We start from the raw sequence: 12,680 nt of genomic DNA, 5'->3' as shown, positions 1-12,680 counted from the left end.
CCGTGACTGAGAATTTCGAAGCGCTCTGGAGGGCGCTGCCGCAGATCATCGACGGGGTCCTGATGACCCTGCAGTTGACTGCTGGCGGCGCCCTCCTGGCGTTCGTCGCCGCCATCGGTCTCGGCCTGCTGGCACGATTCGACAACATCCTGCTGCGCGGCACCGCACGCGTCATCATCGAGCTGTTCCGCGGCACCTCGCTGCTGGTGCAGCTCTTCTTCATCTTCTTCGTGCTGCCACTTCCGCCGTTCAACATCGAGATTCCCGCCGTGCTCGCCGGCATCATCGCCCTGGGCATGAACTATGGCGCCTACGGCGCCGAGGTCGTGCGCGGATCGATCAATGCGGTATCGATCGGCCAGTGGGAGGCGACGACCGCGCTCAGCCTGTCGCGCACCCAGCGCATGTGGCGCGTGATCTTCCCTCAGGCCTGGGTGCTGATGGTGCCCTCGCTGAACAATCTGTTGATCCAGTTACTGAAGGGCACCGCAGCCGTCTACTTGATCACGATCGTCGATCTCACCGCGGAGCTGAACAAACTTCGCATCCAGACCGATGTGTTCTTCGCTTACTCGCTGGGTCTGCTCATCTATTTCGCGATCGCATACGCGCTCACCCTCGGCATGAACGCGCTCGAGACCCGCGCCAAGCACCGCCTCGGGTACGGCGGAAGGTGGCGCGACACCGCCACCACCACCCCGATCCCGGATATGAAGGGGGCGGGTACCGCCGGATGAACGACGACAATAGTTTCTGGAGCTGGGACCACGCATTCGCCGTGCTTCCCGAGCTACTGCTCAAATTCTTCACCGTCACTCTCGTGGTGACGATCATCGGCAGCATCATCGCCGCTGTGCTCGGATTGCTCATCGCGCTCGGGCGCCGCACCGCACCGCGCCCGGTGAGCGCGATCATCACCCTGCTGATGAACTTCGTGCGCATGACTCCGCTCGTGGTCCAGCTGCTGTTCGCCTACTACGTGTTCACCTCGGTGCCGCCACTCGTGCTCGGCACCGTCATCATCGGCATCCACTACGCGACCTACATGGCCGAGGTCTACCGCGCGGGCATCGACGCGGTGCCGCCCGGTCAGTGGGAGGCGTCGACCGCGCTGTCGATGTCGCGCGGACGCACCTGGACCGCGGTGATCATCCCGCAGGCGCTGCGCTCGACGCTGCCGGCGCTGGGCAACTACGTCATCTCGATGTTCAAGGACACCCCGTTCCTCATGGTCATCACCGTCGTCGAACTGGTGCGCCAGGCACAGCTCTACGGCGGAAAGAACTTCCGCTTTGTCGAGGCGATCATCCTCGCCGGCCTCATCTACCTGGTTGCGAGCTACGTGAGTTCACTGCTCACCAGGCGATTGGAGAAACGTCTTGAATACACCACCGCTTGATACGCACACCGGCGCGATCACGCTGGACGACGGCGACGTGCCCGCCATCCGTCTCGACAAGGTCGAGAAACGCTTCGGCGATCACGTCGTGCTGCACGATCTCGACTTCACGGTGCGCAAGGGTGACCGCGTCACCCTGATCGGGCCCAGCGGCTCGGGCAAGACGACGATCCTGCGCCTGGTGATGACCCTTGAGGAGGCGAATGCCGGGTATATCTTCATCGACGGCAATCCCCTCACGCACTATCTCCGTGATGGCAAGCGCGTCGAGCTGAAAGAGAAGCACAAGAACGAGATGCGCAAACGCATCGGAATGGTGTTCCAACAGTTCAACCTGTTCCCGAACATGACAGTCATCGAGAACATCATCGAGGCGCCGGTGCACGTGCTGGGGATGCCGAAGCAGGAAGCCCTGACGAAGGCACGTGCCCTGCTGGAGAAGGTCGGCTTGCCCGACAAGGAGAACGCTCATCCCACTCAGCTCTCGGGTGGTCAGCAGCAACGTGTCGCGATTGCTCGCGCACTGGCAATGGAGCCGGAGATCCTGCTGCTCGACGAGGTCACCAGCGCACTGGACCCCGAGGTAGTCGGCGAGGTGTTGAACATCCTCCGCGACGTCGCCCGCGACACTGACGTGACGATGCTGATCGTCACGCACGAAATGCAGTTCGCCAGGGACGTCTCGAACCGCGTGCTGATGTTCGACAGCGGACGCATCGTCGAAGAGGGTTCGCCGGAGCAGATCTTCAGTAATCCACAGGAACAGCGCACGCGCGATTTCCTGTCGGCGGTGCTCTGAGGGGTGCCGCGGGCGCCCGTCGGGTGCGTGCCGGCGGGGCGCTATAGGCTCGAACCGTGCCATCTCGTCTTCTCGCCCCTCAGGGCATGCCGGCATCCATCGTCGAGTTCACCCATGGCGGGGCTACCCTCGTCGCCGAGTCCTTCGGCGTCGGCCGGCGGCCATTCGTGCTGCTGCACGGCATTGGCATGGGGCGCAGCGTCTACCTCGACCTGATCGAGAAGCTGCCTGGCCGCATCATCGGCCTCGATCTGCCGGGTTTCGGCGAAGCGCCTGAGCCGACCCGCACGCTCACGATGCAGCGGCATGCCGATCTCGTGGCCGCCTATCTGCGCAGCGCCGGCGTGACCGAAGCCGTAATCATCGGGCACTCGATGGGCAGCCAGATCGGGGCGGAGCTCGCTGCGCGGCATCCGGATCTGGTCGCGGGTCTCGTGCTCGCAGGCCCTACCGTGAACAGCGCCTCGCGCAATATCCGCGCCCAGGCGTCGTACCTGCTGCGCGATCTCATCGGCGAGCGTCCGATCGTACTCTGGCGCGGTGCGCGTGAGTATCTGCGCGGTGGGCCGCATCTCATCCGCAAGATGCGCGCGACGATCGTGCATGAGCCGGAGAAGGCCTATGCGAAGGTGCACTGCCCCACGCTCGTGCTGCGCGGAGAGAGTGACCCGCTGGCACCGGAAAGCTGGTGCCAGGAGATCGTCGACGCGATCCCCGGTGCCGAACTGCGCACCATCCCTGACCACGGCCATGGCACGCTCATCAGCGACGCCGGGCTCGCCGCAGCGCTGATTGCGGGCTTCGCGGACCGTCTCTGAGAGGGTTGCTGTTCATCTCGAACGGCCCGGAATCTGACGTCACCGCAGCGGCGGCGGCCCGGGCGGCAGGATCATCGCGAAGCGGCGGAACCGGGTCAACAGCAGTATGAGGCCGCCCATCAGCACCATGAACACCCCGAAGATGATGATGGCGACGCCCCAGATAGAGCCCAGCGCGCCGATCAGCGTGATGCCCAGGAGCACGCCCAGCACACCGAGGCCAGCGAGGACCCCTCCCGCGATCACCGAGATGAGATACCCACGCGGGCCCGCATGCCCAGGACGCACCCCGAACTTCTGCCCGATGTACCAGCTCCACCGCGTTCCGGTCCACCACCGGGTCACCTGGCCAGCGACCGGATACCAACCGGCGCCCACGCCTTCGACCTCGCCGGGCAAAGGTCTGGCTGACGGATCGAATACGGCTGCGGTCTGCGGGACCGGCAGCTTGCGCAGCTGACTGGTGTGGACGCCGCCGATGAGCCAGATCGCGCCAGCCGCGAGGGTCAGCACCGGGAGGAATGCGGAGTTCGAACTGCTCGACACGCTATACAGACCGAACTGCATCAGCCCGAGGGCGATGAACAGAACACCGAGCATGATGCCGGTCTTCGAAGGCTCGATGGCGAGGGCATCGGGTCGGGGCCTACCCGCGCGGATGCGATACGGGGTCCATCCGGCGCCATCCCACCAGCGCACATCCGAAGTGTCGCCGACCGAGTACCATCCTGTGGGCGGGAGCCCTGCAGCCACCTCACGCTCATGTGCCGTCCACTGAAGGCCGTCCCACCAGCGCTCTCGCCCCGGAATGCCCGCGTCATACCAACCAGGCTGTGCGCCCATCTGTCCCCCGAGTGTTCCGTGGCTCAGCCCGCGCCGGGCGGGGTCTGCTTCGAGTCTGCAAGATCGTCAACGACGAGCCGACGCTCCTCAATCGAGCCGTTTCGATACGCCTGACGTCCGACCATGTGCGCCGACAGTGGCGCGGTGGCGAACTGCATCAGCACGATCGGCGCCACCAGCGCGAGGCCGAGCAGGATGCCCCCGACCGAGCGCTGTGAGAGTGCGATCGCCAGGCAGATCAGGATGACGCCGAGCACCTGCGGCTTGGTCGCAGCGTGCAGGCGAGAGGGCACATCGCGAAAGTGCAGCAGGCCGACCGACGCCGACAGGCACAACACAGCGGCAAGCAGGATCAGCACCAATACCGCAATGTCGATGACGGAATCCGGAATCTCAAGACCGAGCATGTTCATGATGTCGTGTTGTCCCTTCGCGCCACGTAGCGGGCGACCGAGATCGATCCGAACACACCAACAGCGGCAATGATGAGCAGCACGGGAATGTTGCGGGTGTGTCCGTTGATCGCCATCTCGGCACCCAACACGCACATGACCTCGGTGAGGAGCACGTCGGATGCCACGGCGCGGTCAAGAATCGACGGACCGCGGATGATCCGGAACACTGCCAGGATCGCCGCGAGCCCGAACACCACCACGATCAAAGTCATCAGGATGCTCATCGCTCACCTCCTGCGCGCTCGTCCGCCTTCAGCGCGCGATACTGCGCCGGGCTGCCGAGCGCCCGCACGATTCTCTTCTCCCAGCGCAGAACACCCTCACGCTGTGCATCGGCATCGGCCCGTGTGCGCACGCCGATGATGTGTAGGTAGAGGATGCCTCGGTCACGATCCGTCTCGACCACGAGCGAACCGGGGATCAGAGAGGAGGTGACAGAGACGTGGGTCATGATCAGGTCATCCGCGTATTTCAAGGGCACGCCGATGATCGCCGCGCCCGGCTGACGGCGGAAGTCGAACACCTGCAGGGTGACGGCGATCGCGCCGGCGAACACGGCAAACAGGAACTGCACGACGAACAACGCCGCGTACCAGAGGTTGATGCGCCCCGATAGCTCGATCGTCGGCAGCCGGAAGACACGGGTGACGAAGATCGCGACGACAAACCCGGTGACGAACGACAGCACCGTGAACTGGCTCCACAGCAGCATCCAGAGCAGGACGAGCCAGGCGAGGAACGGCATCTGCAGCCACACATCACGCAGCACGTGGCGGGCGTCGGGACTCACGGTGCCACCTCCTCTTCCAACTGGACGAGGTTCACGGGCTGCAACAGCGAGTCACCAATGCGGTCGCATAGCGCATAGAGAGGACCGGCGAAGATCGTCAACAGCAGTGTGACACCGACCATGCCGCCGGTGGCGACAGTCATGATCCGCGGGATCCTGCGACGCTCCTTCTGCTCGTCAGCTGCGGGAGCGTTGTCGAGGTAGGAGATGCGGCGGTCAGCATCGGTCTCCGTCGAGTCCGCCTCCTCGCGCCAGAACGCGAGGTTCCATGCGCGCATCAGCGCGTACAGAGTGAGCAGCGAGGTCAGGATGCCAGCGAAGATCAACACGATCATGAGCGGAGTACCCACGGATGCCGCGGCTTCGAACAACGCGAACTTGCCGATGAACCCTGAGAACGGTGGCAGACCGCCGAGGTTGATGGCGGGAACGAAGTACAGCACAGCGAGCAGCGGCGCCGCCTTCAGTAGTCCGTTCACCCGCAGAATCGATGTGCTGCCTGCTCTGCGCTCGATGAGACCCACGGCAAGGAACAGGGTCGTCTGCACGACGATGTGGTGCACGATGTAGTACACCGTCGCGCCGACGGCCGCAGGTGTCGCGATGGCGAGGCCGAAGATCATGTATCCGACGTGGCTCACCAGCGTGAACGAGAGTATTCGTTTCAGCTCGGCCTGCGCCACGGCGCCGAGTACGCCGATGACCATCGTCGCCAGTGCGACGATCAGCAGCAGCGTGTTGATGCTGTTGTCTGGGAACAGCTGCGTCTCGGTCCGGATCAGCGCGTAGACACCGACCTTCGTCAGCAGGCCGGCGAAGACGGCCGTGACCGGCGCAGGGGCCGTCGGGTAGGAGTCAGGCAGCCAGAACGACACCGGGAAGATGGCCGCCTTGATACCGAATGCCACGAGGAGCATCAGGTGCAGCACCAGTTGGGTCTCCTGCGGCAGCTCGGTCATGCGTTCGGCGATCTGTGCCATGTTCACGGTGCCGAGGGCGCCGTAGATCATTGCGATCGCCGCAAGGAAGATGATCGACGAGACCAATGAAACGACGATGTAGACCGCACCAGTGCGGATGCGAGACTCGGTGCTGCCGAGCGTGATCAGCACATACGACGCGACGAGCAGAATCTCGAAGCCGACGTAGAGATTGAACAGGTCACCCGCGATGAAGGCGTTGAAGATACCAGCGGCAAGAATCAGATACGACGGGTTGAAGATCGAAATCGGTGTCTCATCCGTGCCGTCTGCCGCACCCTGGCCGATGGAGAAGAACAGCACCGCGAGCAGCACGATGCTCGAGATCAGCACCAGCAGCGCGGCCAGTCGATCGACATAGAGCACGATGCCGAACGGCACCGGCCAACCGCCGACGGATACCGCCAGCGGAGTGCCGCCGTCGACCGCGATCAGCAGCACCGCGGCGATCACCGCGACGGCGACGAGGGTGGCGACGCTGACGAACACCTGCAGCCGCGGGCTGCGCCCGAACACGAGGGTGATCGCCGCGCCCAGCAGCGGGAGTGCGACCAGAAGAGGAACGAGCGCGGTCACGTGCGATCCTCCTCTCCGTCGCGGGATGCTTCGTCGTCAGGTGCTGCTGCGTCGGATGCTGTGGTGGTGTCCGGCGGCGTCCACACCCTGTCCACGGGTGCGTCGTCGTGAATCGCGGGATGATCGCGCATCTGCAGCACCGTGATCGGAGAGGTGCGCACGTCGACGAAGTCGGTTGTAGCATCCTCGTCCTCGGCAAAGTCCTCGTCGTCCAGGACGTCTTCGTCGTCGTCGGTGCGCTCACGCAGGGCGATATCGGCCTCGTCGTCCTCAACGGTGTCTGCCTGGCCCAGCTGCCAGGAGCGATAGATCAGCGCCAACAGGAATGCTGAGACGGCGAATGTGATCACGATCGCTGTCAGTGTGAGGGCCTGAGGCAGCGGATCGCTGATGTCGGTCTCGCCGTAGAACGGCGCATTGCCTGGTACGCCCATCACGATCATCAGCAGCAGGTTCGTGGCGTTGCCCAGCAGCAGGAAGCCGATCAGCACCCGGGTGAGGCTGCGCTCCAGCATGGCGTAGACGCCGGCCGCGAAGAGCACCGCCATGACGAGGATGAGCGTGAGCGAGACGTCCATCAGCGGCTCACCCCCCGCATGCGCAGCTCGTGCGCCTGCTTGTCGACCTCGGCACCGAGACTGCGCAGCACATCGAGGACGAGCCCGATGACGACGAGGTAGACGCCGACGTCGAAGATCGTGGAGGTGACGAATTCCATGTGTCCGATACCGGGGATCTCCCACTCCCAGAACGAGCTCGTCAGCGGGGCCAGACCGAAGAACAGCGGCACCACTGCGGTGCCGACGGACAGAATGAGTCCGGCGCCGAGGAGGCGACCGGCATCCGCCGGTGCGGCGGCGCCCAGTTCCCAGCGCCCGCCGGCGATGTATCGCATGACGAGAGCCATGCCCGCGACCAGGCCGCCAGCGAAACCGCCGCCGGGACCGTTGTGTCCGGCGAACAGCAGATATATCGACACGACGATGATCGTATGGAACAGGATGCGCACGATCACCTCGAGCAGGATCGAGCGGTCCTCGGGCTTCATCTGCTGGCCGCCGACCAGCCAGGCCCGCGGGTTGCTGCGGTTCTCGGCGGTCTGGAATCGGATGCCTTCGGTCGTCTCGACGAGTGGTGCGATCCGCACCTTGCGCTTGACACGCTTGGGCAGCGAGGGCCGCTGGGAGAGCATGTCATCGCGATGGGTGACGAACACGAGGGATGCCACGCCTGTGGCGGCAAGGACCAGCACCGAGAGTTCGCCCATGGTGTCCCAGCCACGGAGGTCCACGAGGGCGACATTGACGACGTTCTTGCCGTGACCGAGTTCGTACGCGAGTTCTGGGAAGGAGAGCGAGATCGGGTCAGAGATGCGTGCCTGTGTCGCCACGACAGCGATGCACGCCATCGTGACGCCGACGCCGATGGCGAGAACCGCGCGCGGGATGCGCGACACCGAGGCGTTGTGCTCTCCCATGCGAGCCGGCAGTCGGCGCAGCACCAGGGCAAAGGTCACCAGCGTGACGGTCTCGACCAGGATCTGCGTGAGGGCGAGGTCTGGTGCACCGCTCGTCGCGAACAGTACGACCATGCCGAGGCCCGTGACAGAGACGAGCACGACGCCGGTGTAGCGCTTGCGCGCCTGCACGGCGACGACGGCGGCGATGGCCATGATCGGGGCGACGGCGATCTGGGTCGGGGTGTGCCACGCGGAGAGATTGATGCGGTCGAGGTCGCTGGCGAGGAGGGCAGTGGTCTCGGCGACCACGAAAACGATGAAGATCGTGCCGACATAGACGGGCAGTGAACCGCGCTGGGTGAACGTCGTGATGATGACCGAGAGTCGGTCGACGCCACGCATGACCAGGGCATACACGTCGGCGGCCGTGAACTTCAGCAGACGCGGCTTGCGATCCCATCCGGTGCGGCGGGTGAGCAGAAACAGTACGATACCGAGCAGCACCGAGAGCACCGAGATACCGAGAGCGGGCTCGAATCCGTGCCAGAGGGCGAGATGGCCCGGCCCTTCGACAGCCTGGCCGGCGGCGTCCAGGCCCGGAGTGGCGGTGACGGCGTAACCGTGCAATGCCACGTCGATCGCCGGGGCGCCGATGCCGGCGGCGAGCGTCAGACCGCCGAGGATGATCGGCGCCGACAGGAAGCCGACCGGGGGGTCAGGCCAGACCGTGTCCGGCTGAGGGGCGCCGTGCGTATCGCGCTTCTTCCAGAACGCGCCCCACAGGAATCGAACGCCATATGCCGCGGTGAGCATGGATCCCAGAATCACGCCGATCAGTGCCACCAGCGCCCACGTCGAGCCGCCCAGCGCATCGTCGAGAAGACCGGTCAGCGCTGATTCCTTGGCTACGAAGCCGATGGTCGGCGCGATACCGGCCATGGAGGCCACCGAGATGAAGGCGACCGTCGCCATCACCGGTGCCTGTCTGCCGACGCCGGAGAGTTCGTTGATATCTCGCGTAGAGAGCTGACGGTCGATGACACCGACGATGAGGAAAAGCGCCGACTTGAACAGTGCATGACCGATCACCAGTGCGAGGCCGGCGAGTGCGGTCGCCTGAGTGCCATAGCCGACCACGACGGTGAAGAACCCCAGTTGGCTCACCGTGCCGAACGCGAGGATGCGTTTGAGGTCAGTTTCGCGCAGCGCCTGGATTCCGCCGAGCAGCATCGTGAACACACCGAGCGAGACGACGATCGGTCGCCAGGGATCAGACAGCGCGAAGATCGGCGCGAACCGAGCGATGAGATAGATACCGGCCTTGACCATCGCCGCCGCATGCAGATACGCGCTGACGGGCGTGGGAGCGGCCATGGCTCCGGGGAGCCAGAAATGGAACGGGAAGATCGCCGATTTGCTCAGCGCGCCCACGAGCAGCATCACGATCGCCGCGTTCACGACGGGACCGGTCGGCGCGAGTTCGAGCATCTCGGCGATGCTCGATGTTCCCGTATCGACCACCAGCAGCACGACGCCGACGAACATCACCAGTCCACCGAGGGTCGTCACCAGAAGCGCCTGAAGCGCCGCACGACGACTGGCCGCGCGACGACGATAGTGACCGATCAGGAGGTAGGAGAGGATGCTGGTGACTTCCCAGAACATCACGAGCAGGACGAGGTCGTCGGTGAGCACCAGGCCGTACATGGCACCCGCGAAACCGAGCAGGACGCCGGCGAACTGACCGAGATCGGTGGAGTCGTCGAAGAAGTACCAACGGCAGTAGAGCAGCACGAGCGCACCGACACCGGTAACGATGAGAGTGAGCACCCACCCGAGCACATCCATGTGCATGGAGAGATTCAGCCCCAGCTGCGGGATCCACTCGATCGTCTCGAACGGCGCCGGATCAGCAGCCAGCACCTGCGGCGTCAACACCAGCGCGTGCACAAATGCCGCAGCGGGAATGAGTGCGGCGATGGCAAACGCCTGCGCTCCGAGCCAACGGACCAACACGGGAAGAAGAAGAGCCCCGAGAAGGAACACGACGAGGAGCACTAGCATCGGCGGCTCCTCAAAGGGCTCGTCGGCCTTGCGGCACAGGCGGGCAGGGGTTTTTCACAGTTTACCCGCCGCATAGTCACGCCATCCCCAAAATGGGCTTCGGCCTTCCGACCGGGACCAGCATGAAAGAGTGGACAGATGCGGCGCACGTGGACACGAGAGACCAGTGGCTGGATCGCCGCTATCCTGATCGCGATCGCCACGGTGGCTCAGATCGCGTCCACGGCGCGCGCGGAGCTGGTCTTCCGTGACGGAGACTCCATGGCCGTCGCGCTGCTAGTGCGGTCGATTGCAGATGGAGAGCGCTTCGACTGGGCGATGTCGAGCGTGCTCTTCCTTCCCGAGATTCTCGTCTTCGGTGTGCTCTGGATGCTGGGCCAGCTGCTGTCCCTCGACATCAACGTCGTGTTGGCCGCAGGCGCAGTGGTTAATCTGGTGGCGCTGTACGGCGCCGTACGCCTGGCCGCTGGGCGCCGACGCAGCGGCTATGCCCCCGTCGCGTGGTCTGTCATCGCGATCGCGACCTTCTGCCTGATCGCCGCCACTGAGACCACAAGCTCGCGTGATTCTCTCGAGCTGGCATCGCTGTTGACGACGACGACGTACTACTCGGCGACCGTGATCGCGGTCGTACTGAGTGTCGGCATCATCCGGCGCAGCTTTGACCGACCGATTCTGGGCCGGGCACTTCCCGTGTGGCTGGGCGTCGTGGCTGCCGCATCCGTGCTCTCAAATCCACTCTTTGCCGCATGGGCAACGGTGCCGCTGGGCATCATGCTCGGCGCAGCTGCCGTCTACGCCGCATCTCGGCAGCGCGCGCTGATGCTTCTTGGCTGGCTCGTCGGCGGCACAGTGCTGGGCTTCATCGGACGCATTCCACTTTCAGCATGGATCACTAAAACCGGCGCCGAGTACGCCCGACCCGCGCTCTGGCCCGAGTCTGTGCGGTACTACGGAGACCTGCTCGCCGACCGTCTCTCTTCACCGCTCGGTGCGATCAGCTGCGCCGTGCTGCTGGTGCTGTTGCTGTTCGCCGTGCGACAGACGCTGCGCGCCGAGAGTGTGGGAGCCCGGCTCGTCGCTGCATCCGCCTGGGTGATGCCGGTGCTCGTGACGGTCGGTGCAGTGGCACTGGGCACGCACGCCGCTCGATACCTTGAGCCCGCTGCCTTCGCCCCGATACTCGCGCTGGTCGCATCGCCTCGCGCCGTGCGGATGCCGCGACGCACCATGACGGCGATCACCGCGGCCGTCGGCGTCGTGCTTGTCGTTGGTGGGGGCCTCAGCGTCCCGCGTTTGGCGACAGCGGCGCAGCATCCGAACGATGACTTGGCGTGTGTAAACGACTGGATAGGCGCATCGGGCCAGACCGGCGCCGGACAGTTCTGGACCGTCCGTCTTCCGAAGCTGCACCTCGATGACCCATCGCAACTGGTGCAGGTCGACCACCAGCTGAACGCCTACGCGTGGCTCGTCAATCGCACGGACTTCGAGGTGGGCGAGGTGACGTTCCTGATCGAGGATGCGCAGAGCGTCGCCTGGGGGCTGCACACGAACGCGCTGCCGACCGACGTGATCGAGTGCGGTCAGTACACGATCTACGACTTCACGCCGGTCGCGCTGCCGCTGGGTCCGCCGCGCTCCTAGCTGCCTTAGCTCGTACTCCGTCGACCGTCATCACGAACAGGTGGGGTTTCGTTCTCCTGTTCAGACGACGCGTACCTCGATTCCGGCCGCGCGCAACCGTTCGACCTCTTCCACGGGCGCTCCGGCGTCCGTGATGATCATGTGCACACGCTCCGCCGGCGTGATGCGGTAGAACGCGGTGTGCGGGAACTTGCTGTGGTCTGCGAGCAGAACCACGCGGCGAGCGCTGTTCATCATGGCGCGCACAACACGAGCCTCGTCCATGTTCGGGGTCGTGAGCCCGCTCTCCAAGCTGATGCCGTTCGTGCCGATGAACGCGAAATCGCACATCACACCATCCAACGAACGCTCCGCCACCTCGCCGATAAGACCAAAGGTACGAGGGCGGATCGTTCCTCCGGTGAGGAAGACATCCACACCATGAGGAAGGAAGGCGGTTGCGACGTTGACGGCGTTGGTGACCACTCGCAGACCTCCACGGCCCGCCAGCATCGCCGGCAGCCGACCGACGGTCGTGCCGGTCGCGAGCGCGACGATGGAATCGTCACCGACCAAGGATGCCGCCTCGGCGGCGATCGCTGCCTTCTCTTCGGCGAGCTGATCATCCTTCTCCACGAATGAGGGTTCGATGAGAAGTCCGGCGCTGAGAACGGCCCCACCATGGCTGCGCACGATGAGCCGCTCGATCTCAAGCTTCTCGAGGTCCTTGCGAACTGTGACCTCAGAGACACCGAGCTCCTCTGAGAGAGCCGACACCTCAACGCTTCGGTGCTCGCGGAGCAGATCCAGGATCAGCTCCCGCCGTTCGATCGCCAGATAGCGACGACGTTCCTCTTTGACCATCATCCGA

General features: G+C 64.7%; 13 protein-coding genes. 5 read left to right on the top strand and 8 right to left on the bottom strand.

What is annotated here, in order from left to right; all coding sequences use genetic code 11:
- Positions 1-2: 2 nt before the first annotated feature.
- From ACSU1G_RS27130 to ACSU1G_RS27115, 4 genes are read left to right on the top strand one after another with little or no spacing between them, the layout of a single operon-like run.
- Complete coding sequence (locus ACSU1G_RS27130) at positions 3-737, top strand: amino acid ABC transporter permease (protein WP_439283485.1); 735 nt, start codon at positions 3-5, stop codon at positions 735-737.
- Entirely contained in the window at positions 734-1,399 is a 666-nt protein-coding gene (ehuD, locus tag ACSU1G_RS27125) for an ectoine/hydroxyectoine ABC transporter permease subunit EhuD (RefSeq protein ID WP_439283483.1), read from the top strand. Before ACSU1G_RS27130 ends, ehuD begins: the two co-directional genes overlap by 4 nt.
- Before the next feature lie 16 nt (positions 1,400-1,415).
- Positions 1,416-2,198, top strand: a complete 783-nt coding sequence (gene ehuA, locus ACSU1G_RS27120; protein WP_439283647.1) for an ectoine/hydroxyectoine ABC transporter ATP-binding protein EhuA — start codon at positions 1,416-1,418, stop codon at positions 2,196-2,198.
- 56 nt (positions 2,199-2,254) lie between these two features.
- Entirely contained in the window at positions 2,255-3,016 is a 762-nt protein-coding gene (locus tag ACSU1G_RS27115; RefSeq protein WP_439283481.1) for an alpha/beta fold hydrolase, read from the top strand.
- 39 nt (positions 3,017-3,055) lie between these two features.
- Here ACSU1G_RS27115 and ACSU1G_RS27110 read toward each other — a convergent pair whose 3' ends face one another.
- Genes ACSU1G_RS27110 through ACSU1G_RS27080 form a run of 7 tightly spaced genes read right to left on the bottom strand, consistent with a single transcriptional unit; the run spans position 3,056 to position 10,183 of the window.
- Entirely contained in the window at positions 3,056-3,859 is an 804-nt protein-coding gene (locus ACSU1G_RS27110; RefSeq protein ID WP_439283479.1) for a DUF2510 domain-containing protein, read from the bottom strand.
- A gap of 23 nt (positions 3,860-3,882) precedes the next feature.
- A complete protein-coding gene (mnhG, locus tag ACSU1G_RS27105; protein WP_439283477.1) occupies positions 3,883-4,272 on the bottom strand; it encodes a monovalent cation/H(+) antiporter subunit G in 390 nt (129 codons plus the stop codon).
- Positions 4,269-4,538, bottom strand: coding sequence for a monovalent cation/H+ antiporter complex subunit F (locus tag ACSU1G_RS27100; RefSeq protein WP_439283475.1), 270 nt, complete (start codon positions 4,536-4,538; stop codon positions 4,269-4,271). The genes mnhG and ACSU1G_RS27100 overlap by 4 nt, the downstream gene beginning before the upstream one ends.
- Positions 4,535-5,104 carry a Na+/H+ antiporter subunit E gene (locus ACSU1G_RS27095; RefSeq protein ID WP_439283473.1) on the bottom strand — a complete coding sequence of 190 codons (570 nt, stop codon included), beginning with the start codon at positions 5,102-5,104 and terminating at the stop codon, positions 4,535-4,537. The genes ACSU1G_RS27100 and ACSU1G_RS27095 overlap by 4 nt, the downstream gene beginning before the upstream one ends.
- The gene (locus tag ACSU1G_RS27090) at positions 5,101-6,660 is read right to left on the bottom strand and encodes a Na+/H+ antiporter subunit D (protein WP_439283471.1); all 1,560 of its coding nucleotides are present in this window, start codon (positions 6,658-6,660) and stop codon (positions 5,101-5,103) included. Before ACSU1G_RS27090 ends, ACSU1G_RS27095 begins: the two co-directional genes overlap by 4 nt.
- Entirely contained in the window at positions 6,657-7,238 is a 582-nt protein-coding gene (locus ACSU1G_RS27085) for a Na(+)/H(+) antiporter subunit C (protein ID WP_439283469.1), read from the bottom strand. Before ACSU1G_RS27085 ends, ACSU1G_RS27090 begins: the two co-directional genes overlap by 4 nt.
- Complete coding sequence (locus tag ACSU1G_RS27080) at positions 7,238-10,183, bottom strand: Na+/H+ antiporter subunit A (RefSeq protein ID WP_439283468.1); 2,946 nt, start codon at positions 10,181-10,183, stop codon at positions 7,238-7,240. Before ACSU1G_RS27080 ends, ACSU1G_RS27085 begins: the two co-directional genes overlap by 1 nt.
- Positions 10,184-10,321: 138 nt before the next feature.
- On the opposite strand from ACSU1G_RS27080, the gene ACSU1G_RS27075 reads away from it, so the two are divergent.
- On the top strand, positions 10,322-11,830 hold the full coding sequence (locus ACSU1G_RS27075) for a hypothetical protein (RefSeq protein ID WP_439283466.1): 1,509 nt from the start codon (positions 10,322-10,324) through the stop codon (positions 11,828-11,830).
- A 60-nt stretch (positions 11,831-11,890) separates the two neighbouring features.
- Here the strand turns inward: ACSU1G_RS27075 and ACSU1G_RS27070 are convergent, their stop codons facing one another.
- The gene (locus ACSU1G_RS27070) at positions 11,891-12,676 is read right to left on the bottom strand and encodes a DeoR/GlpR family DNA-binding transcription regulator (protein ID WP_439283464.1); all 786 of its coding nucleotides are present in this window, start codon (positions 12,674-12,676) and stop codon (positions 11,891-11,893) included.
- Positions 12,677-12,680: the final 4 nt, after the last annotated feature.

The organism is Microbacterium sp. A93 (assembly GCF_051842835.1).
The sequence above is the reverse complement of the archived record's forward strand: the minus strand, read 5'-3'. Positions and strand labels throughout refer to the sequence as shown.

Excerpts from the sequence above, each read along its gene's own strand:
- ehuD (WP_439283483.1), top strand. The coding sequence starts at position 734 with ATGAACGACGACAATAGTTTCTGGAGCTGGGACCACGCATTCGCCGTG.
- ACSU1G_RS27110 (WP_439283479.1), bottom strand. The coding sequence starts at position 3,859 with ATGGGCGCACAGCCTGGTTGGTATGACGCGGGCATTCCGGGGCGAGAG.
- mnhG (WP_439283477.1), bottom strand. The coding sequence starts at position 4,272 with ATGAACATGCTCGGTCTTGAGATTCCGGATTCCGTCATCGACATTGCG.
- ACSU1G_RS27100 (WP_439283475.1), bottom strand. The coding sequence starts at position 4,538 with ATGAGCATCCTGATGACTTTGATCGTGGTGGTGTTCGGGCTCGCGGCG.
- ACSU1G_RS27085 (WP_439283469.1), bottom strand. The coding sequence starts at position 7,238 with ATGGACGTCTCGCTCACGCTCATCCTCGTCATGGCGGTGCTCTTCGCG.
- ACSU1G_RS27080 (WP_439283468.1), bottom strand. The coding sequence starts at position 10,183 with ATGCTAGTGCTCCTCGTCGTGTTCCTTCTCGGGGCTCTTCTTCTTCCC.
- ACSU1G_RS27075 (WP_439283466.1), top strand. The coding sequence starts at position 10,322 with ATGCGGCGCACGTGGACACGAGAGACCAGTGGCTGGATCGCCGCTATC.
- ACSU1G_RS27070 (WP_439283464.1), bottom strand. The coding sequence starts at position 12,676 with ATGATGGTCAAAGAGGAACGTCGTCGCTATCTGGCGATCGAACGGCGG.